Source organism: Methylobacterium durans, assembly GCF_003173715.1.
In the GTDB taxonomy this organism is placed as follows: Bacteria; Pseudomonadota; Alphaproteobacteria; order Rhizobiales; family Beijerinckiaceae; genus Methylobacterium; species Methylobacterium durans.
Map to the genome: position 1 here is coordinate 1,350,503 of NZ_CP029550.1, position 22,467 is coordinate 1,372,969.

Genomic DNA, 22,467 nt, shown 5'->3' on the forward strand with positions numbered 1-22,467 from the left:
CGTGCCGGGAGGGAGCGCCACGCCATGACCGACCCCATCACCGCCAGCCCGGACGAGCCTCGCGCCCGCGCCGCGCGCCGCGCTGCTCGCCAAGGCTCTCGCCGCGCCGCGCGCCAAGCCGGCTTCACCCTGGTCGAGGTCATCGTCGTGCTCTCGATCATGGGCCTGATCATGAGCCTGGTCGGCCCGCGCGTGCTCGGCTACCTCACCGAGTCCAAGGCCAAGACCGCCCGCATCCAGGTCGAGACCCTGTCCAGCGCCGTCGAGCTGTTCTTCATCGACAACGGCCGCTACCCCCTCGACGGCGAGGGCCTGCAGGCCCTGGTCAGCCCGCCGGGCGGGCTCGCCTCCTGGAACGGCCCCTACCTCAAGGGCGCGGCCGTGCCCAAGGATCCCTGGGGCCGGCCCTACCTCTACGCCTCGCCCGACCGCGGCCGCAGCTTCCTGATCACCGTCACGGGCCAGGACCGCGAGGCCGACCCGCGCGCCCGCGCCCCCGCCCCGCCGCGCCCGCCCTCACCCCCGCCATCGCCCCGACAGGCCCCGCCCTGCCCGGCGGCGGGCGCCAGGCCGACCTCTCGCGATCCGACCTCTCGCGGTCCGACCCCTCCGGGAGGGCCGCCGAATGACCCCCTCCGGACCCGTGCCGGGCGCCCGCCAAGCCGAACGTCAAGCCGAACGTCACGCCGGGCGCCGGGCGCGGCTCGCCGCCCCGCTCGCGGCGCTGGCCGGCTGGTGGCGGGCCGAGCTGCAGGCGGGCCTGTCCGCCCTGCGCCCCGCCGCCGGCACCCCCGCGGCCCCGCCCCGCCCCCCTTGCGCCTGCGCCTGCGGCCCGACGCGGAGGGGCTCGGCCTCAGCCTGCGCACGCCCCGGGCCGAGCTCCACGCCGAGCGCATCACCTGGGCCGAGTACGCCCCGGCCCGGCTCGACCGGGCCCGGGCCCGGGCGGCGGCCGCGGCCGGCGGCCGGGCGGTGCCGCTGAGCCTGGCGCTGCCGCACGCGGTCGGGCGCTCCTTGAGCCTGCCGCGGCGGGCGCTGGCGCAGGCCGAGGCGATCGTGCGGGCCGAGATCCTCCGCAAGACGCCGCTGCGGCCGGAGGACATCGCGCTGGCCTGCGCGGTGGCGCCGAACGGCCCCGAGCGGGTGCGGGTGCACTACCTCGTGGTGCCGGCCAGCCTCCTCGACCGGACGCTGGCCCGGCTCGGGCTGGCGCGCGCCGCGATCGCCAGCCTGGAGGGTGTCGCCGGCCCGGAGGGTGGCGCCGGCCCGGAGGATGGCGCCAGCCCGGAGGACGCGGAGGCCGGCGGCCCGGTGCTGCCGTTCGGGCGGCGCAGGCCCGGCCCGGCCCGCGGCGGGGCGGGCCGCGCTCGGCCTCGGCGCGGCCTGCCTGGCGCTGGCGCTGACCGGCTTCTGCGGGCTGGCCGGGCGGCAGGCGGCGCTGATCGGCGCGCTCGAGGCGCAGATGGCGGCGATGGACGCGCCGGCGCGGGGCTCGGCCGAGCGGCTGCGCAGCGTCTACGGGCTGATCGGCGCGGCGGGCGAGCTGGCGCGGCTGCGGGAGGCGCCGGGCGTGGTGGCGGTGTGGGAGGAGCTGGCGCGGCTGTTGCCGGCCACGACCTACCTGACCGAGATCCAGGTGACGGGCGCCGGCGTGGAGCTGTCCGGCTACAGCGAGGCGGCGGCCGAGCTGATCGCCCGGCTGCAGGGCTCGCACCTGCTGCAGAACCCCACGCTCTCCGGCCCGATCGTGTTCGACAAGGCCCGCGCCCGCGAGCGCTTCGCCCTCCGCGCCACCTTCCGCCAGACCCGCCTCCCCGAGGAGATCCTCACACCATGAGAGCCGGCCGGCCCCCGGGCCGGCCGAGCGCGGCGGGTTCGGACCTTCGGCGAAGCGCTTAGGATCGGGATCGGACCAAGGTCCGACGCGCGCTCAGACCATTGAAGATCATTCCGCCGGACCTTTGCATGTATTGGTCCCGGTGCTCCCCGTGAAAAATTCCCCTCAGCGCAGATAGAGCGCGGATCTTCCGAAAGTAACGGAGGGGCTGTCATGGGCGTCGAGTTCAACCGCACCGATCTGGATTTCGTCCTCACGCAGATCGAGATGGCGGAGGCCGGACAGAACCCCGTCAACCCGCACCTGACCTTCGGCCTGCGCCACGTCGACGGCACCGACAACAGCACGGTGACGGGCCAGCCCCTCTACGGTTCAGCCGACCAGACCTTCCCGCGGCTCACGAACCCGGTCTTCCAGAGCGCCGACCCGTCGCTGTTCGCGCCGCCCGGCGGCCCGGCGACCTCCTACGCCAGCACGAGCGGCGCTGTGTTCGACGCCGATCCGCGCGTCATCAGCAACCTGATCTCCGATCAGTCGCTCAACAACAACGCCGCCGTCGTCGCCGCGCTGAAGCTCACCGGCTCCTCGAATCCCGACGCCGACGCCGCCAGGGTCGCCACCGCCTGGGACGCCGTGAAATCCGCCACGGCCGCCCACGACGCCGCGGCGCTCGCCACCGCGAACGCGGCGCTCAAGACCCTCACGGACGGGCTCGGCCTCAAGATCGAGAACGGCAGCCTCTACATCGAGAACGTGACGCCGGATGCCGGCCTCTCGGCGCCGTTCAACACGCTCTTCACGCTGTTCGGCCAGTTCTTCGACCACGGCCTCGACCTGATCGCGAAGAGCAGCGTCAGCGGCACGGTCTACATCCCGCTCAAGCCCGACGATCCACTCTACGTCCCGGGCGGGCAGACCAACTTCATGGTGCTGACGCGGGCGACGAACCAGCCCGGCCCCGACGGCAAGCTCGGCACCGCCGACGACATCCACGCGAACACGAACCAGGTCACGCCCTTCGTCGACCAGAACCAGACCTACACATCGCACCCCTCGCACCAGGTATTCCTGCGCGAGTACATCGTCGGCGCGGACGGCAAGGTCCACACGACCGGCCGCCTGCTCACGGGCGCGAATGGCGGCGAGCCGACCTGGGCGGACGTGAAGGCCAATGCCCTCAAGATCGGCATCAGGCTCAGCGACGAGGACGTGAACAACATCCCGCTGCTGGCCACCGACGATTACGGCAACTTCATCCCCGATCCGGCGACGGGCTACGCCCAGATCGTCTTCAAGGGGCTGGACGGGATCGCCGGCACCGCCGACGACGTCCTACGCTCCGGCAGCCCGACCACGCCGCTCTCGACGGTCGGCTCCGTGCGCACCGGCCACCAGTTCCTCAACGACATGGCCTACGGCGCGGCCCCGAGCGACCCGGAGGCGGCGGGGCCGCATCTCCAGGCGGACGGCGATTCTGCGGTCGGCTACCGGAACGCGGACGGCACGCCCGGCGGGATCGACGCGCGCGGCAACCCGGTGGCCTACGACAACGAGCTCCTCGACGCCCACTACATCGCGGGCGACGGGCGGGCGAACGAGAATGTCGGCCTCACCGCGATCCACGAGGTCTTCCACGACGAGCACAACCGGCTCGTGCAGCAGGTTAAAGACCTCGTCCTGTCCGAACTCGCCAACGGCGACACCGCCTTCGCGAGCCACTGGGTCCTCGACGGGACCGACCTCTCGGACGGCATCCAGGACAACGAGTGGAACGGCGAGCGCCTGTTCCAGGCGGCGAAGTTCGGCACCGAGACGCAGTACCAGCACCTCGTCTTCGAGGAATTCGCCCGCAAGGTCTCGCCGGCCATCCACCTGTTCGGCAACCTGAACGTCCATCTCGACCCGGCCATCACCTCCGAGTTCGCGAACGCGGTCTACCGGTTCGGGCACTCGATGCTCGACGAGAACCTCAACCGCTACGTGCTGCAGGGCAAGTATCTCGACGCGGACGGCAAGCCGACCGACGCCGTCACCGGAACCCCGAACCCGCTCGCCGGCACGCCGCTCCTCGACGCCTCCGGCAACCCCGTCCTCAACGCGATCGGGTTGATCCAGGCTTTCACCAACCCGCTCGAATTCGCCGCCCACGGCGCGGACGCGGCGGGCGAGATCGCCCTCGGCGCGCTCAACCAGCCCGGCAATGAGATCGACGAGTTCGTCACCGGCGCGCTGCGCAACAACCTGCTCGGCCTGCCCCTCGACCTCGCCGCCCTCAACATCGCCCGCGGCCGCGAGACCGGCGTGGCGCCGCTCAACCTCGTGCGCAACCAGATCTACGCCCAGACGCACGACAGCTCGGTGAAGCCCTACGCGAATTGGAGCGAGTTCGGCAGCTACCTCAAGCACGAGGCGTCGCTGATCAACTTCGTGGCCGCCTACGGCACGCACCACACCATCCTCGAGGCGACGACGCTCGAGGGCAAGCGCGCGGCCGCGCTCCTCCTCGTGGAACACGGCCAGGACGGCTATTCGGGCAGCGGCGTCTCGGCGGCCGACATCAAGGACGCCCATGATTTCCTGCACAGCACGGGCGCCTACGCGAACATCACCGACCCGGCGGCGCTCAAGCTCGACCCGAACGCGCTCCACGACGCCAGCGGCGCGATCCCGTTCCGGAGCACGGGCAGCATCACCGGCCTCGACCAAGTCGATCTCTGGATCGGCGGCCTCGCAGAGAAGCAGAACCTGTTCGGCGGGCTGCTCGGCTCGACTTTCGACTACATCTTCCGCATCCAGCTGGAGAACCTGCAGGACGGCGACCGGCTCTACTACCTGCCCCGCCTCGAGGGCACGCACTTCCTCGGCGAGATCGAGAACAATTCGTTCGCCGAGATGATCATGCACAACCTCGGCACCAAGCACATGAGCGCGAGCGTCTTCCTCGCGCCCGAGTACACGGTCGAGGCGAGCGCCATCAATCCGGACGACATCTCGACCTGGACCCGCAACCCGACGACCGGCAAGCTCCTCCTCGAGTCGAGCTGGGTGCTCGACGATCACGGACAGCACCTGAAGGGATCGGACGGGGCCGACATCAAGTCGATCCACTTCCTCGGCGACGACAATTTCTTCGGCAACACGATGGTGCTCGGCGGCACCGAGCACGACGACTACCTGTTCGCCGGCAACGCCGACGACGACACCGTCTACGGCGACGGCGGCAACGACGTCATCGACGGCGGCAACGGCAACGACTTCCTCTACGGGGGTGAGGGCAACGACCACATCACCGACACCGCGGGCGACGACACGATCCACGGCGACGCTGGCGACGACTGGATCGACGGCGGCATCGGCGACGACATCATCTTCGGCAACGACGGCAACGACACGCTCCACGGCGGCAAGGGCATCGACGACATCCAGGGCGGCCAGGGCAACGACATCATCGACGGCGGCGAGGGCGACGACGAGATTCAGGGCAATGAGGGCGACGACTGGATCGAGGGCGGCCAGGGCGGCGACCTGATCGTCGGTGATGCCGGCGCGCCGACGGGGCAGCTGCCCCTCTACGGCTCCGACGACGTCCTGATCGGCGGCACCTGGCTGCCGACCGGGCCGGACGGGCATCCGATCACGAGCCCCGTCACCGACACCGCGGCCAATGGCGGCGACCGCATGCAGGGCTTCAGCGGCGACGACATCATGATCGGCGGCGGCGGCTTCAACCGCTTCGAGGGTCGCAACGGCTTCGACTGGGCGTCCTACGAATTCGACCGGGCCGGCGTCTCGGTCGACATGGACATCAAGGACTTCATCCTCGATTCGCCCCCGCTCTCGCCCGACGCGATCCGCGACCGCTTCATCGAGACGGAAGGGCTCAGCGGCTCGTCCTACGACGACTTCCTGCAGGGCACGAACGACGCGGTCGCCGACCCAACGAACGAGCTCAACAACATCACCCTGATCACCGGGCTCGACACGTTCTTCTCGCCCGATGCGCCGGTCCATTTCTCGGGCGGCAACATCATCCTGGGTGGCGGCGGCAGCGACCGCATCGAGGGCCGCGCCGGCAACGACATCATCGACGGCGATGCCTACCTGCATGTCAGGCTCGAGAACGGCCAGATCGTCCGAGAGATCCTCGACGGGGGCCGCCCGAACGACGTCGACACCGCCGTCTACTCGGACATCGCCGCCAATTACGTCATCGGCGCCCGCACGGCGGACGGCCGCGGCTGGGACGGGCTCGACGCGGAGGGCTTCTTCTCCGTCGTCCACGTGACGGTGGGCGCAGGCGGCGGCGGAGGCGGCGCGGCGGCGATCGTGGACGACGGCGTCGACAAGCTGCGCAATATCGAGCGCCTGGAGTTCCGGGACGGCACCCACAGCGTCGGCGAGTTCCTGTTCACGATGCCGACCAAGAACACGCTGCCCTTCGGCACCGTGGACATTGCCGGAAACCCGGTCATCGGCCAGCTTCTCAACGCCACGAACTCGCTCCTCGACCTCGACGCGCTGAACTCCGCCGATCCCTCGGCTTTCCTGCCGAAGGTCACCTACCAGTGGGAGTATCTGGATCCGGCCCGCGGCGAGTGGGTGCCGATCACGGGGGCGACGGGCGAATCCTACAAGGTCTCGGCCTTCGTCGTCGGGCAGGCGCTGCGCGTCAGTGCCTCCTTCGTCGACGCGCTGGGCTACACCGAGCGCGTGGTCTCGGCCCAGACCGCCGTGGTCACTACCCCGCCGAACGTCAACACGGCGCCCTTCGTGGTGCCGCAGCAGGGCCAGGTCGGCCTGCCCGACACCAGCGTGTTCGAGAAAGGGGCGGTGAACCTGTACCTGCCCGTCACCACGGTCTTCGGCGACGCGCAGACGCCGGCGGCGCAGCTGAAATACACCGTCACGCTCGCCAACGGGCACGCGCTCTCGGAGATCGGCCTCAGCGTCGTCGATCAGGTCGCCGCCAACGGCTCCCTGCGGATCACCGGCACGCTCGCCACGTCCGTCACGGGCCCGGTCGATATCAAGGTCAGCGCCACCGACCTGGGTCCCGGCACCCCGCTCACGGTCACGGACATCTTCCGCCTGAACGTGATCCACCCGACGCCCGGCTCGCAGGCCGTGATCAACGGCTCGCTGCAGGACGGCTACATCGCCGGCGCCAGCGTGTTCATGGACTCGAACGGCGACGGCTTCCGCCAGAGCTTCGAGGCGCAGGCGATTACCGACGCGACCGGACACTTCACCCTCGTGGGCAAGCCGGGTGTGATCGTCGCCACCGGCGGGACGGGCGCGATCGACATTGCCACGAACCTCGCCTTCAACGGCACATTCAAGGCGCCTACCGGCTCGATCGTCGTGAGCCCCCTGACCACGATCCTCGTGGAGTTGATGGGGCGCGGCGCCAGTCTCGCGGCGGCCCAGACTCAGCTGCGCTCGGCCCTCGCGCTCGATGCCAGCGTCGACGTCACCCAGATCGATCCGATCGCGACGATCATGGACGGCAACGCGACGACGGGGGCCAAGGCGCTCGCCGAGCACCTCTTCGTCACCGCCTCGCAGATCCTCAACACCGTCTCGCTCCTGCAATCCGCCGCGTTCTTCGCGAATCCGATGAGCGACATCGTGGCGATGATCGCCTCCGGTCTCCCCTTCGATCTCTCCGACCCGGCCACCGTGCACGCACTCGTCGGCCGCATCCTGCCGACCTCGACCTTCTCGGAGGAGGTCGAGGCCCTGATCAACGGCCACAACGCCCTCGTGTCCGAGCAATCCACGAAGGCCGACGGGCTCGACTTCCTCGTCGGTGTCGCCGCGGTGAGCCGCGTGGCCCAGGGCGCGGCGTCGCAAGGGCTCGCGACCGCCTACTCCCCCGAGGAGATGGCAGCCCTGCTGCAGAAGTTCACCGGCGCGGGCCTGACTGTGCAGGTGGGCTACGCGAAGCACCACGTCGGCGACGTGAACGGCGACGGTCATGCCGAGGGCGACGGGGACGAGTCGGCGCCCGGCCTCGCGATTATCTCGGCCGGGTCACTGGTCAAGGCCGGCGTGCAGACGGTCTCGGGCACGGTCGGGCTCAACGACGCCGGCATCACCGTGCAGATCCTCGACAACGGCAAGGAGATCGGCACCGCCATCGTCGACAGGACGGGCCACTGGAGCGCCGCCGTGGAGATCGACGGCGAGGGCGAGCACCGGATCGTCGCCTCGGGCACGGATGGCGCCGGCAATACCGGACAGAGCCTGCCGATCGTCTTCACGGTCGACACGACGGCGCCGGGCAAGCCGGCCGTCGCCCTCGATCACGACACCGGCTCCGCCTCTGACGATCGGATCACGAGCGACCCCGAGATCAAGGTGACGACCGCCGAGACGGGCGGGACCCTCGCCTACAGCGTGGACGGCGGCAGCTTCGAGTCGCGGTACGACGACAGCCATCTGGCCGACGGCGAGCACACCGTGCGCGTCCGACACACGGACGCGGTCGGCAACGCCTCGGAAGCCGGCGCCCTCACCTTCACCCTCGACCGGGCGGCGCCCGCAGCTCCGACCCTGAAGCTTTCCAACGACACCGGCATCGCCGGCGACGGGGTGACCAAGGACGGAACGCTCACCGTCACGCCGGCCGAGAGCGGCGGCCGCTACACCTACGGCGTTGACGGCGGCGCCTACGCGGACAGCTACGACCAAGCCGGCCTCGCCAACGGTCGGCACACGGTCTCGGTGAAGCACACGGACACCGCCGGCAACACCTCGGAGGCGGGTGCGCTGAGCTTCACCGTCGATCGGACTGCCCCGCCGGCCCCCGGCCTCGCGCTCGCCAACGACACCGGCGCGCCGGGCGACAAGCTCACCCGCGACGGAACTCTCACGGTCGGCGGCACCGAGCCCGGCGCGAGCCTGAGCTACAGCGTCGACGGCAAGGGCTACGCAGCCGGCTTCGACCCGAGCCTCCTCGCGGACGGCGAGCACACGGTCTCGGTCACGCAGACCGATACGACCGGCAACGTCTCGGCGGCCGGATCGCTGACCTTCACCCTCGACCGGTCCGCGCCGGACGCGCCGGGCCTGAAGCTCACGAACGACACCGGCGCAGCGGGCGACAAGCTCACGCGGGACGGGGCCGTCACGGTCACGCCCGCGGAGACGGGCGGGAGCTACAGCTACAGCGTCGATGGAGGCGCCTACACCGCCGCCTACGCTCCGGGCGCCCTCGCGGATGGCCAGCACACGGTGTCGGCGAAGCACACCGACGCCGCCGGCAACGTCTCGGTGGCGGGCTACCTCACCTTCATCCTCGACACCACGGCGCCGGGCATCCCGACGCTGGCGCTCGCCAACGATACCGGCACCGCGGGCGACCGCGTCACCGGCGATCCGCGGCTAGTGGTGACCGGAGCCGAGGCCGGCGGCAGCTACAGCTACAGCGTCGACGGCAAGGCGTACGGCGCCTACGACCCGTCGAGCCTCGCGGACGGCCAGCACACGGTCTCGGTGAAGCACACGGACGCGGCGGGCAACGTCTCGGCGGCGCGCTCCCTGACCTTCACCCTCGACACGACCGCGCCCGGAGCGCCCAACGTCGCGCTCACCACCGACACCGGCGCATCGCAGAGCGACAGGATCACGAGCGACGCCCATGTGACCGCGACCGCCACGCAAGCCGGCGCGAGCCTGAGCTACAGCCTCGACGGCGGCACCTTCGGGGGGAGCTACGATCCGGCCTCGCTCGCGGACGGTGTCCACACGCTCGCGGTGCGGCAGACGGACCTCGCCGGCAACGCTTCGGCGGCGGCCTACCTCACCTTCACCCTGGACCGGGGCGCACCGGAGGCTCCCGCCGTCACCCTCGCCGCCGATACCGGCCTCCCGGGCGACGGGATCACGAAGGACGGCCACCTCTCGGCCCAGCCGTCCGAGGCGGGTGACAGCCTGAGCTACGTCGTCGACGGCAAGGCATCGGCGACCTACGACCCGGCCATGCTCGGCGACGGCGCCCACACGGTCGCGGTCCGCTACACCGACGCCGCGGGCAATGCCGCGACCTCGGCCGCGGTGAGCTTCACCCTCGACACCACCGCGCCCGCGCTCGCCGTCAAGGCGGTGTCCGGTCCCGGTAACGTCACCGGCCACACGGTGTCCGGCACGGTCGGCCTCGCCGATGTCGGCGCCGCGATCACGATCAAGGACGGTGCCGCCGTCCTCGGCACGGTGACGGCGGACGCGGCCGGCAACTGGAGCCTGCCCTTCGCGATGAGCGAGGGGGGCCTGGCCACCACTACCTCCTCACAGCGACCGCCACGGACGCGGCCGGAAATGTCGGGCACAGCGACAGTTTCGCCTTCGACCTCGACTTCGCGGCGAACCGAGACCTGTTCTGCACGGTGAGCCACGACGTGCGCAGCTTCGAGGGCCAGGTCTACGCCCTCTATGACGCCATCCTCGACCGGACACCGGACGCCGGCGGCCTCGAATACTGGGTCGGCGCGCTCAAGAACGGCGCGGCCCTGCGCGACGTCGCCGACCAGTTCCTGCGCTCTGCGGAGATGCAGGCAAAGTTCGGCGGCCTCGACGACAGGGGCTTCGTGGCGCATCTCTACGAGACCGCCCTGCACCGCTCGGGCGAGGCCGCCGGCATCGACGGCTGGGCCGGCGCCCTCGGCCACGGCGCTACCCGCGCCGACGTCGCGGTCGGCTTCGCCCTGTCGGCCGAAAACGTCGCGAGCCTGCAATCGGCGCTGAGCGCGGGCATCTATGTCGACGATCACGCGGCGACGGACGCGGCCCGGCTCTACTACACGCTCCTCGACCGCGCGCCGGACGCGGGCGGGCTTCAGGCCTGGACGCAGGCTCTCAAGGGCGGCCTGTCGGAGGCCGGCATGGTGCGGGCCTTCCTCGGCTCCGGCGAGTATCAGGCCAAGCACGGGGGCCTGTCCGACGCGGCCTTCGTCGACATGCTCTACGAGAACGCCCTCGGCCGCCACGCCGAGGCCGGCGGCCTCGCGAGCTGGACGGGAGCGCTGGGCCACGGGGCCTCGCGGGCCGAGGTCGCCCTCGGCATCGCGCAGAGCGAGGAAGCGCACCACCACCTCGCCTCGCAGATCGAGCAGGGCTGGCACCTCGCCTGAGAGGACGGGGACCGGATTGGGGCGGCCGGGCGATCGGAGCCCGGCCGTCTCCGTTCCGGCCGCCTGTCGACGTGTAAGCTCGACGGCTCGACCCGCCGAGCTTTCCGCGGCATTCTCCGGGCACCGCGCCGAGTGGCGAACAGGGGAGGCTCTCGATGGAACGCCGTGACTTCATGACCGCGATCGGTGCCGTGGCGGCCTTCGGAGCCATCGGCTCGGCGCAGGCGCACGAGATGGGTCACGACCATTCCGGTCACGGCGCCGGCGGGCACGACCATCCGCCGAAGTACAAGGCGCTGACGGAATCGAGCGCGCACTGCGTCTCGACGGGCAATGCCTGCCTGCGCCACTGTTTCGGCATGCTGGCGATGAAGGATACCAGCATGGCCTCCTGCACCGCCTCGGTGCACGACCTGATCCGGGCCTGCACCGCGCTCGAAGCCCTCTCGGCGGTCAACTCGCCCCACACCGCGATTTTGGCCAAGGCCGTCGGCGAGATCTGCATCGCCTGCGGCAAGGAATGCGACAAGTTCCCCGACATCGCGGAGTGCAAGGCGTGCGGCGCCTCCTGCCGGGCCTGCGCCGAGGAGTGCCGCAAGATCGCGGCGTGAGGCGCAGCCCTCACGCCTCGAAGGGTGCGAGTTCCGGCTCGTCGATGACCCCATCGGATTCGGGCTGCTCGGCCGTCCGGCGCCGGGACAGGAGCAGGATCAGCACGGGCAGGATCAGCAGGATCAGGAGCGGCGCGAGCGCCATGCCGCCAACCACGACGAGGGCCAGCGGCTTCTGAACCTGGGAGCCGACGCCCGATGAGAGCGCCGCCGGCAGGAGCCCGACGCCTGCCACCACGCAGGTCATCACCACCGGTCGCATCTGCGTGAGGCAGGTGCGCATCATCGCCGAGACGCGCTCCTCGCCGGCTGCGAGCAGCGCGTTGAACTGCGTGATCACGATGATGCCGTCCATCACGGCGATGCCGAGGAGGGCGATGAAGCCGATCGCCGCCGAGACGCTGAACGGCGTGTCGGTGAAGACGAGGGCGAGGATGCCGCCCGCCACCGCCATCGGGATGACGCTCAACGCGAGCAGCGTGTCGACGATCGAGTTGAAGTTGACGAAGAGCAGGATCGCGATCAGCGCCACCGCGAGCGGCACCGTCACCGAGAGCCGGGCCAGCGCACCCTGCATGTTGTTGAACTCGCCGACGAGTTCCAGCCGGTAGCCCGGCGGCAACGCCACCTCGGCGGCCACGCGCTCGCGCGCCTCGATGATGGTGCTGCCGAGGTCGCGGTCGCGGACGCTGAACTTCACGGGCAAGTAGCGCTCCTGCCCCTCCCGGTAGATGTAGGCCGGACCCGAGACGAGGCGCACGGTGGCGACCTCGTTGAGCGGCACCTGGATCACCGTGCCGTTCGGTCCCTGGCCCGCGATGCGCAGGTTGCGGATCGCGCCGACGCTCTGCCGGTACTGCGAGGCGAGGCGCACGATGATTGGGTAGTGCCGGTCGCTGCCGGTGTCGTAGAGGTCGCCCGCGCTGTCGCCACCGATCGCCGTGCGGACCGTGGTGTTGATGTCGCCGGGCGTGAGGCCGTAGCGCGCGGCGCGCACCCGGTCGACGTCGATCTGCACGGTCGGCTGGCCGAGCGAGGTGAAGACGCCGAGATCGGTCACGCCCGGCACGGTCTTGAGCACCGCCTCGACCCTGCGGGCGACGTCGGTCAGCGTCTGCAGATCCGGCCCGAACACCTTGAAGGAATTCTCGCCCTTGATGCCTGAGACAGCCTCGGCGACGTTATCCTGCAGGTACTGGGAGAGGTTGAATTCGATCCCCGGGAACTCGGCCCGCAGCCTGTCGAGGAGTTCCGCCGTCAGCGCGTCCTTGGTCACGCCCGGCCGCCACTGCTCGACGGGTTTCAGCGGCGCGAAGAACTCGCCGTTGAAGAATCCGGCGGCATCCGTCCCGTCGTCGGGCCGGCCGTGCTGGGACACGACGCGCTCGACCTCCGGCACCGCGGCGATGATGCGGCGCATCCGGTTGACGTAGAGGTTGCCCTCCTTGAGCGAGATCGTCGCCGGCATGGTGGCGCGCAACCACAGATTCCCCTCCTCCAGCTTCGGCAGGAATTCCGAGCCGAGGTTGCGGGAGGCGAGGCCGACGCCCAGCGTCAGCAGCGCGGCGAGCCCGAGCACCAGCGCCCGGTTCCCGAGCGCCATGCGGATCGCCGGCCGGTACAGGCTGTCGAGCGTGCGCACGAGGACGGTCTCGACCTCCTCGATATGCTCCGGGAGCAGGTAGGCGGACAGGACCGGGGTCACCGTGAAGGTGGCGATGAGGCCGCCGAGCAGGGCGTAGGCGTAGGTCTGCGCCATCGGCCCGAAGATGTGGCCCTCGACGCCGGTGAGCGTGAAGAGCGGCAGGAAGCCCGTGACGATGATGATGGCCGCGAACACGATCGAGCGGCTGACGTCGCTCGACGCGCGCACGATCGCCCCGAGCTTGCCCGCGAGCCCCTTGGCGCCGCCACCGGGCGTGGGCGGCCCGTGCCCCGAGAGCCGCCGAAAGATCGCCTCGACCATGATCACCGTGCCGTCGACGATGAGCCCGAAATCGAGGGCGCCGACGGAGAGGAGGTTCGCGGATTCGCCCCGCAGCACCAGAATGATCACGGCGAAGAACAGCGCGAAGGGGATCGTCGCCACGACGATGAGCGCGCTCCGCAGGTTGCCGAGGAACAGCCACTGGATCACGAGGATCAGGCTGATCCCGAAGATCATGTTGTGCAGGACGGTGTGGGTCGTGACCTCGATGAGGTCCGAGCGGTCGTAGATCCGCTCGATCCGGACGCCCGGCGGAAGGATGCCCGACGATTCGATGCGCGCGACCTCGGCCTCCACCGCCTTGATCGTCGGCGTGCTCTGCTCGCCGCGCCGCATCAGGACGATGCCCTGCACGATGTCGTCGTCGTCGTTCATGCCGGCGATGCCGAGGCGCGGCTGGTGGCCGATCGTGACGTGGGCCACGTCCCGCACCAGTACCGGCGCGCCCCCCGACTGGGCCAGCACCGTCTCCTCGATGTCGTCGGTGGAGCGGATCAGTCCGACGCCGCGCACCACGGCGGACTGAGCGCCGAGCGTGATCCGGTTGCCGCCGACGTTGAGGTTGCTGTCGTTGAGGGTCTTCACCACCCCGGCCAGGGTGAGACCGTAGGCGGAGAGCTTGTCGATATCGACGCTGATCTCGAAGGTCTTGGTCTTGCCACCCCAGCCGATCACGTCGATGACGCCCGGCACCGCGCGGAAACGGCGGCGCAGCACCCAGTCCTGCAAAGTCTTCAGATCGAGCACGCTGTAGCCCGGGGGAGCGACGAGCTTGTAGCGGAAGATCTCGCCGATCGGGCTCACCGGCGAAATGGTCGGTTTCGCGCCGTTCGGCAGCGGGTCGAGCTGGGCGAGCCGGTTCAGCACCTGCTGCTCGGCCTCGTAATAGGTGAACTCGAAGCCGAATTGCAGCTTCACGTCCGAGAGGCCGTAGAGCGAGACCGTGCGCACCTGCTTCAAATTCGGCAGGCCGGACGTCATTACCTCGATCGGCACCGTGATGTAGCGCTCGATCTCCTCGCCCGAGAGGCCCGGCGCCTGCGTGACCACGTCGATCATCGGCGGCGTCGGGTCCGGGTAGGCCTCGATGTTGAGGGTGCGGAACGCCGCGAGCCCGCCGATCAGCAGGAGCACGAAGGCGAGCACGACGAGCACGCGCTGCCGCAGGGCGAAGGCGACGATGGCGTCCATGTGGATGATCCCCCTGGCCGGCGAGAAGCCGGCCGCGCCATCAGCCCTGCGTCGCCATCCGGTCGACGAAGAGCGAGCCCCGCGAGATCACGCGCTCGCCCGTCTTCAGTCCGTCGAGGACCTCGATCGTGCCGCCATCGACGATGCCGGGCTTGATTTCCCGGTTCTCGACGGAATTGTCGGCCTTCAGCACCCAGACGCTCGCCTTGCTCCCCTCCAGGATCACCGCGGCCCGGGGCACGGAATGCGAGAGGGTCTCGCGCTCGTTGATGATGCGCACGCTCGCGAACATCTCGGGCTTGAGGAGCCCCTGCGGGTTGTCGATCTCGGCGCGCACAACGATGCGGCGCGTCGCCGGATCGACCGAGGCGCCGATGAAGTTCACCCGGCCCTCGAACGTCCGGTCGGGCAGCGAGAGGACGCGGAAGGTCAGCCGCTCGCCGAGATCGACCTTGGCGGCGTCGCTCTCGCGCAGCTGCGCGATCAGCCAGACCTTCGACAGGTCGCCGATGATGTAGGACGGGTCGCTGCCGCCGGTGCCGATGTACTGGCCGGGGCCGATCTTGCGCTGGATCACCGTGCCGGAGAGCGGGGCGTAGATCGTCGTGGTCGGGTTGATCGCGCCCTTCTGGAGCGCGGCCATCTCGTCGTCCTTGAGGCCGAGGATGCGCAGGCGATTGCGCACCGCCTCGAGCCCGACCTCGGCCGTGCGCGCGTCGTTCGTCGCGGTCGTGAGGTCGTTCTGGGCGTTCTGCAACTCGCGCAGCGTCGTCGCCCGCGATTCGAAGAGGTCGCGCTGGCGCTTCTCGACGGTCTGCGCGAGGGTCAGCTGCGACCGGCTCTTGTTGAGGACGTTGAGGGCCGCGAGATAGTCGTTCTGGGCCTGGACCATCTCGTTGGCCTGCACGGCGAACAGGGGAGCGCCCTGCTTCACCTGCTCGCCCGAGCGCGCGAGGATCGACACGACGCGGCCCGGATAGGGCGAGAAGATCGGGGTGGCGCGGTACTCGTCGACGCCGATCTTGCCCTCGGTGGCGATCTCCTCGAAGAACATCCGCTGCTCGACGGGCTCGCTCGTCAGCGTCGCGAGCTGCGCCGTCGTGAGGACGAAGCCGCCGGTCGGGGCGGGCGCCGTCAGAGCGGCGGGCTGCACGGCGGCATCGGCCGGGCCGCGGTGCAGCAGGCCGTAGCCCACGAACCCAGCGCCGACGAGAGTCGCGAGGATGAGGAGTTGCGTACGCATCCTCAGCCCGATCGGGCGGAGGTTCTGACCCGGGATGGTGCTCATCGGAGTAAGCTCAGGCGCCCGCGCTGGGTGACAGCGACAGGGACAGGGACACGCAGTTCATCGACCGCTCTCATGCACAGGCGGCTGGTCCGGCACCAGTCCTGAACGCTGCGATGGCGTCGGTAGGCCAACATTTTGACGGGTCCGTGACTGATTTAACCCGGATTGCGTGAGAGAACACCGAGATCCCCGCAAACGCTCCAGCGCTCGATAGTACGCGGCCGCAGGCCGCAGGCACGTTTTCGTGAACGGGCCGGCGGCCCGGCTCATGCGATGGCGCCGCCGCCCTTCCGCGTGATCGCGACCACGGACGGGCGCGGCGGCATGTCGGGGCGGAAATCGGGCCAGCGGGTGGGGAGCCGGTCGAAGCTCGCCGGGATCGCGTCGTCGTCCGACTCGCCCGGGTGCTGCACGGCGACGAAGAAGGTCTCGTCGTCCGGCGTGAAGCAGGGCCCGCACATCTCGGCGCCGACTGGGACCCGGAAGAAGTGGCGGCACGTCGCCCGCCGCGGCCCCTCGGTCTCGACGGCCCAGACCCCGTCCGCCCGGCCGGTCGCCTTGCGCGAGTTCCCGTCCGTCGCGACCCAGAGCCGGCCGCGGCCGTCGATCGCGCAATTGTCCGGCATCCCGAACCAGCCGTTCCCGCTCGTCTCGGCCGAGAAGGTCGCGCCGGACGCGGGCGGCCCGCAGCGCAGGAGGATCTCCCAGCGGAAGGTCGTGGCCGCGTGATCCTCGCCGTCCGGCAGCATCTCGATGATGTGGCCGAAGGCGTTCTTCGGGCGCGGGTTGGCGGCGTCGACCTCATCGGCCTGCCGGCGCCCGTTATTCGTCAGCATCACGTAAACGCGGTTCGAACGCGGATTCGCCTCGATGTCCTCGGGCCGGTCCATCCGCGTGGCGCCGAGGATGGCGGCGGCGCGCCGCGTCTCGATCAGCACGTCGGCCTGCGAGTCGAAGCCCGCGTCCGCGTCGAGGCCGCCCGTGCCGTGGACGAGGGGGAGCCAGCGGCCCGTCCCGTCCGCGTCGAACCGGGCGACGTAGAGCGTGCCGGCATCGAGCAGGTCGCGGTTGGCACCCGGGTGATAGGGATCGACCCGGCCCGCGGTGACGAACTTGTAGACGTGCTCGAAGCGCTCGTCGTCACCGAGGTAGACGACGTAGGCGCCGTCCTTCGCGACGATGCCGGCCGCGCCCTCGTGCTTCAGGCGCCCGAGGGCCGTGCGCTTCTTGGGGACGGAGTTCGGATCGAACGGATCGATCTCGACGACCCACCCGAAGCGGTTCGGCTCGTTCGGCGCCTTCGCGAGATCGAAGCGGTCGTGGAAGCGCCCCCAGCCGTAGAAGGGCTGGCCGAGCCCGTAGCGCCGGGCGTTCTCCGCCTCCCGATGCCCCTCGGGCAGCGTGCCGGCGAAGTAATAGTGGAAGTTCTCCTCGCCGGAGAGCCAGGTGCCCCAGGGCGTGAGGCCGCCCGAGCAATTGTTGATGGTGCCCAAGACCCGCCGCCCCGCGGGATCCTCCGGGGTGCGCAGGCGCGCATGCCCGCCGGCCGGTCCGGTCAGCTCCATCGGCGTCTCGGCGGTGATGCGCCGGTTGAAGCGCGAGCCGAGGACCGGGCGCCAATGCCCGCCCTCGCGGAGGATCTCGACGACCGAGCCGCCGTGGGCTGCGATCTCCACCGCCACCTGCTCGCGCGAGAGCACGTCGAGGCTGGTCTTGCGGCTCTGCGGGCCGAGGCCCGGGAACATCAGCTCGCTGTTCGTGTACTCGTGGTTGACGACGAGCAGCCCGTGCTCGCTCGACCCGCCGATCGGCAGGTAGCCGACGAAGTCGTTGTTGTAGCCGAACTGGCGGCGCTGGCTCTCCGCATCCTGCGCCCGCGGATCGAGCGGGGCCGCATCGGGGAAGATCGGATCGCCCCAGCGCAGGAGGATCTCGGCCTCGTAGCCCGCGGCGACGTGGTGGGTCTCGTCGACCCCCGCTTCGACCTCGGCAAAGGCGAAGCCCTCCGCCGCGTCCGCCTCCTCCGTCGCGAGGAGCGGCGCGCCCAGCGCGGCCGCGCCCGTTGCCAGCGCCCCCCGCATCAGGTCGCGGCGGCTCAGCCGGACCGCGATGAGATCGTCGAGGGTCGGTTGAGCCTCGGCGTCGGATCGGCGGACGCTGCGTCCGTTCGGCATGGGGCGGGACCTCGGGCTTCTGGGATCGTCCGGATGGGCGGGACCCTCCCGCACCCGCATGTCAGAGCTGTGACACGCGATCAGGCGAGGCCGTAGACGATGCGCTCTCCGCGCACGCCGCGCAGCCCGAAGGCGCCGAGGCGAATCGTCTCGCGGGCCGAACGGCGGGCGAAATCCTCCGAGAGGACGATGCTGCGCCCGAGCTCGTCGCAGAGCGCCTCCATCCGGCAGGTCTCGTTGACCGCCCGGCCGATGACGGTGAAGTCGAGCCGGCGGCTCGCCCCGACATTGCCGTAGACGACCTCGCCGAAATGCAGGGCGACGTCGACCGCGAGCGCCGGCTCGCCCCGCCGCCTGCGCTCGGCGTTGAGCGCGTCGTTGCCGGCGACTGCCTCCTCCGCGGCCCGCAGCGCGGCCTCGCAGCTCGCGCAGGGGAAGCGCCCGACCTCCGTGACCGGGAAGACGGCGAGCAGGCCGTCGCCCAGGAACTTCAGGATCTCGCCGCCCTGCGCGGCGACGGCGGCGCCGATCGCCTCGAAATGCTCGTTGAGCCACGCCACCACCTGCAGCGCGTCGGCCCGCTCGGTGAGGTCGGTGAACCCTTTCAGGTCCGCGAACAGGATCGTGGCGGCGATGCGCTCGCCCTCGCCGCGGCGAATCTCGCCGGCCAGCACCCGCTGCGCGGTGTTCGCGCCGAGATAGACGCTCAGCGCGCTCGCCGCCGTGAGGGCGGCACTGGTGCGGTAGGCCGCGAGGCCGAGCGCCGGGATCAGGCGGCCGACAGCCTCGATCTCCGTGCCCGAGAAGCCGCCCGGGCGGTCCGTCGCGAAGGAGAGGGCGAAGCCGCGCACCACCGATCCGCCGTCCCCGAAGGTGACGAGCCGCATCACGTAATCGGTGCCCCCCGCCTCGCGCAGGCTCGCCAGGAGCTCGAACTCGGCCGCCCCCTCGCCCGCCTCCAGGCGCCAGCGGTGCTCCTCGAGGTCGCGCGAGAGCAGGTGGTAGATCACGCTGCGCTGGAAGTTCTGCTCCTGCTCGGGCCCGTGCAGGAAGGTGCCGACCGTGACCGGCTGGTCGCGCCACCACTTGTGCGTGAGCGCGCGGAAATGCGGGTCGATGGTGGGCAGGTCGAGGCTCGCCCGCCAGAGCGGGACGCCGCGCGCGGACAGTCGCTCGCAGATGCCGGCGAGCAGGCCGCCGAGGTCGTCGGTCGCGAGCGCGTGGCGCAGGATCCAATCGATCAGATCGTGAGGTTGGGCGAGTGCGTCCATGCGGCGAGTCAAATCAGTAAAATCACAGTTCCGTCACGGGCGTTCGACTTCCGATTGTTTCCTGTTACTGTCGATTTTTCGACGGCTCGGTTCGGTCCGGCCGTGCGGTTTCGTACGAAGACCCTGATGGCGCGCGATCCTTCGCCGATCACGTGCTTGAGGCCACGCCCAAACCTCATCCCTTGTCCCGGCGGAGACGGTTCAGATGGCACAGCCGACCCTGCAGAACTACTACGACATCTCCCGCTGGATGTACGGCTTCCCGGACAGCAACGCGCTGCCGCCGGTCCCGGTCGGCCTCGCGCCATTCTTCTACGGCAGCGGCCAGTTCGATTCGGGCTTGCTGCCGAGCGGCTTCCACGGGGCCTCCTTCCAGACACCGGGCCCGGTCCCCGAGATCGTGCTCGGCTTCGAGGGAACGGACACGGCCGGGTACAAGGAGCGGCCGGACTTCCTCCTCGCCCAGATCGAGGCCGACATCGCCCTCTATCACGGCGGCATCCCGCAGGCGCTCACCGACGCGGTCACCTTCAGCCGCCAAGTGATCGCCGCGGCGGCCCTCCTGGGGATCGGGACGGACCGCATCACCATCACCGGGCACTCGCTCGGCGCGGCGGAGGCGGCCTACGTCGCGGCGGAACTCGGCGTCGACGGACTGACCTTCGCCGCGCCGGGGCTCTCGACCACGAAGATCCCGCCGAGCGGCGCCGGGGCACTGACGAACTACGTCGAGTATCTCGACCCGGTCGCCAATTACAGCTTCACGCCGGTCAATTACGAGACGAACTTCCTCTGGAGCGACACGATCCGGCGGGTCGGCGACCCGACCTATATCGGTTCGGCCCTGGAGGAGGCGCTGCGCGGACTCCTGTCCGACGCGGGCAACCAATTTGGCCCGAACTCGACGCTGGCCGACCGGGTCGCTGGCCTGGCCGCCTTCGGAGCGCTCGCCGCCACCTACCATCCGCTCACGAATTACGGCGAAGATCTCGGGCTCCTGCCGAACAACACGCCGATCCTCGTCGACGGAAGCCGGATCGTCTCCGGCCGCGACTACCTGCTGTTCTACGGCGACATCGCCGATCGCAGCGCGCTGGTCAGCGACGCCTTCTACACGATCTCGAACCCGGACGTGCGGGCGGCCGGGCTGGACCCGGAGGCGCATTACGCGAATTTCGGCTGGCGCGAGGGGCGCGATCCCGACGCCCTCTTCTCGACGCTGGGCTACCGGGCGGCCTACGCCGATGTCGGGCGGGCCGGGGTCAATCCGCTCAGCCACTACGACCAGACCGGTTGGCGCGAGGGCCGCGACCCCGGCGCCAACTTCGACACCGACCTCTACCTTCTGCGCAATCCGGACGTGAAGGCGGCCGGCGTCGACCCCCTCGCCCATTATCTCGACTTCGGCCGCTACGAGGGGCGGGCGGCGCCGGCCCCGGCGATCGGCCGGTCCGCCGACCTCAACGCCGCCCGTGGCTTCGACGCCGCCTTCTATCTCCTCGACAACGCGGACGTGGCCCGCGAGGCACTCGCCGCCAGCGACACTCTCGCCTTCGCCCGCCAGCACTACCTCACCTTCGGCTGGCGCGAGGGCCGCGACGGCAACGCCTTCTTCGACACCGACGCCTACTTGAGGGCCAATCCCGACGTGCGCGCCGCCGGTGTCGACCCCCTCGCCCATTACGACACGTTCGGCTGGCGCGAAGGTCGCGACCCGTCCGCGGCCTTCGACACGAGCGCCTACCTCGCCCAGAACCCGGACGTCGCCGCCGCGCGGATCGACCCGCTGCTGCATTACCTGGCCTATGGGATCTACGAAGGCCGGACCGCGACGGCGGTCGACCTCTGAGGAAGGCTCAGATCGAGGCCGCCCGGATCCGCGCCCGGCGGCTCACGAAGGGAGACCCGGCGAGGACGAAGCGCCAGGGCGTCTCGGCCCCGCGGGTGATGCCGATCCGCGGGCCGACCGCGATCGCCCCGTTCGGCGTGCCCGGCTCGATCCGGAAGGGTGCCTGGTCGAGGGGCAGGCCGTCCTGCTCGCCCGTGATCCCGAGCGCTTGGCACAGCCGCCCGGGGCCCGAGCAGAGCAGGCGCGGATCGGCGATGGCCCGGCGCGCCCGCATCACGTCGAGGCCGCGGGTCGGCGCGATCGCCCGGATCAGGACGGCGCTGCCCGGCTCGCAGACTACGTTGAGGCACCAGTGCAGGCCGTAGGAGCGGTAGATGTAGGCGTGGGCCGGCGCACCGAACATGCTGGCGTTGCGGCGCGTCGGCCCCGTGAAGCTGTGCGAGGCCGGATCGGTCCGGTCATAGGCTTCCGTCTCGACGATCACGCCACCGATTCCAGCGACCGAGAGCCCCCAGCCGATCAGGTCCGGGGCGACGCGCGCGGCCGGGCGGTCGAAGAACGCGGGGGCAGGGTCATGGTGTCGGAGAGGGCTGCCGAAGCGGGGGACGGTGGGTCTCCATCGCACGAATCCTCGCGAAAGCTCAGCGCAAGCGGCGCGCGAATCAGCCAAACTCGGGCCGCGCGCCTCGGATGCCCGGCCGCAGCGCTTGGACCGGCATCCTATTCGGAGACGAAGGGTATGAGACGGATCGCAGTGTCGGTGCTCGGCGTCCTGACGCTCGGTGCGGGCCTCGCCGCCGGGACAGTGCCGGCCCGTGCCGCCGACTTTTTCGAGCCCTACGATGAGGTCCCGCCGCCCGTCGTGACCCGTCGCACCATCGTGGAGCGGCCGATCGTGCTGCCGCCGCGGCGCGTCGTGCGGGAGGTCATCGTCGAGCGGCCGGTCGTCTATCGGCCGCCGCACGTCGTGCGGGAGATCATCGTCGACACGCCCGTCGTCTATCCGCCCGGCCCCTACATCCCGGTCGAGGTGCAGGCCCGGATCGGGCTCTTCGAAACGCGATTCGGGCCGCGGCCCATCCCTTACGCCGGCATCGACCCGCTCGACTGAAAGTGGCACGAGCCCGC

At 70.5% G+C, this 22,467-nt stretch carries 12 protein-coding genes and 1 pseudogene; 7 read left to right on the top strand and 6 right to left on the bottom strand.

The features are described from left to right. Positions 1-24: 24 nt before the first annotated feature. Positions 25-417, top strand: a pseudogene (gene gspG, locus DK389_RS06300) (type II secretion system major pseudopilin GspG); the annotation flags it as partial. A gap of 264 nt (positions 418-681) precedes the next feature. Here the strand turns inward: gspG and DK389_RS06305 are convergent. Further along, positions 682-999 carry a hypothetical protein gene (locus tag DK389_RS06305; protein ID WP_162560530.1) on the bottom strand — a complete coding sequence of 106 codons (318 nt, stop codon included), beginning with the start codon at positions 997-999 and terminating at the stop codon, positions 682-684. Between the two features lie 274 nt (positions 1,000-1,273). On the opposite strand from DK389_RS06305, the gene DK389_RS06310 reads away from it, so the two are divergent. From DK389_RS06310 to DK389_RS06325, 4 genes are all read left to right on the top strand, one after another. Next, positions 1,274-1,837 (top strand): PilN domain-containing protein, encoded by a 564-nt coding sequence (locus DK389_RS06310; RefSeq protein WP_109888165.1) that lies wholly within the window; start codon positions 1,274-1,276, stop codon positions 1,835-1,837. 213 nt (positions 1,838-2,050) lie between these two features. After that, positions 2,051-10,228, top strand: coding sequence for an Ig-like domain-containing protein (locus tag DK389_RS06315; protein ID WP_109888167.1), 8,178 nt, complete (start codon positions 2,051-2,053; stop codon positions 10,226-10,228). Next, positions 10,225-10,968 (top strand): DUF4214 domain-containing protein, encoded by a 744-nt coding sequence (locus DK389_RS06320; RefSeq protein ID WP_109888169.1) that lies wholly within the window; start codon positions 10,225-10,227, stop codon positions 10,966-10,968. Before DK389_RS06315 ends, DK389_RS06320 begins: the two co-directional genes overlap by 4 nt. Before the next feature lie 155 nt (positions 10,969-11,123). Further along, on the top strand, positions 11,124-11,579 hold the full coding sequence (locus DK389_RS06325; RefSeq protein WP_109888171.1) for a four-helix bundle copper-binding protein: 456 nt from the start codon (positions 11,124-11,126) through the stop codon (positions 11,577-11,579). Positions 11,580-11,589: 10 nt separating this feature from the next. On the opposite strand, the gene DK389_RS06330 is transcribed toward DK389_RS06325, so the two are convergent. The 4 genes from DK389_RS06330 to DK389_RS06345 all read right to left on the bottom strand — a co-directional run bounded on the left by DK389_RS06330 (position 11,590) and on the right by DK389_RS06345 (position 19,490). After that, positions 11,590-14,757, bottom strand: a complete 3,168-nt coding sequence (locus tag DK389_RS06330; RefSeq protein ID WP_109888173.1) for an efflux RND transporter permease subunit — start codon at positions 14,755-14,757, stop codon at positions 11,590-11,592. Between the two features lie 40 nt (positions 14,758-14,797). Further along, positions 14,798-16,045, bottom strand: a complete 1,248-nt coding sequence (locus tag DK389_RS06335; RefSeq protein ID WP_109888175.1) for an efflux RND transporter periplasmic adaptor subunit — start codon at positions 16,043-16,045, stop codon at positions 14,798-14,800. Positions 16,046-16,311: 266 nt separating this feature from the next. Then, positions 16,312-18,219: a PhoX family protein gene (locus tag DK389_RS06340; RefSeq protein ID WP_109888177.1), complete on the bottom strand. Its 1,908-nt coding sequence runs from the start codon at positions 18,217-18,219 to the stop codon at positions 16,312-16,314. An 80-nt stretch (positions 18,220-18,299) separates the two neighbouring features. After that, positions 18,300-19,490, bottom strand: coding sequence for an adenylate/guanylate cyclase domain-containing protein (locus DK389_RS06345; RefSeq protein ID WP_109888179.1), 1,191 nt, complete (start codon positions 19,488-19,490; stop codon positions 18,300-18,302). 205 nt (positions 19,491-19,695) lie between these two features. Here DK389_RS06345 and DK389_RS06350 point away from each other — a divergent pair, with 205 nt between their 5' ends. Beyond that, positions 19,696-21,339, top strand: coding sequence for a hypothetical protein (locus DK389_RS06350; RefSeq protein WP_109888181.1), 1,644 nt, complete (start codon positions 19,696-19,698; stop codon positions 21,337-21,339). A 7-nt stretch (positions 21,340-21,346) separates the two neighbouring features. Here DK389_RS06350 and DK389_RS06355 read toward each other — a convergent pair whose 3' ends face one another. Further along, the gene (locus DK389_RS06355) at positions 21,347-21,964 is read right to left on the bottom strand and encodes a DNA-3-methyladenine glycosylase (protein WP_109888183.1); all 618 of its coding nucleotides are present in this window, start codon (positions 21,962-21,964) and stop codon (positions 21,347-21,349) included. A gap of 114 nt (positions 21,965-22,078) precedes the next feature. Here DK389_RS06355 and DK389_RS06360 point away from each other — a divergent pair, with 114 nt between their 5' ends. Then, on the top strand, positions 22,079-22,450 hold the full coding sequence (locus DK389_RS06360) for a hypothetical protein (RefSeq protein WP_109888185.1): 372 nt from the start codon (positions 22,079-22,081) through the stop codon (positions 22,448-22,450). Positions 22,451-22,467: the final 17 nt, after the last annotated feature.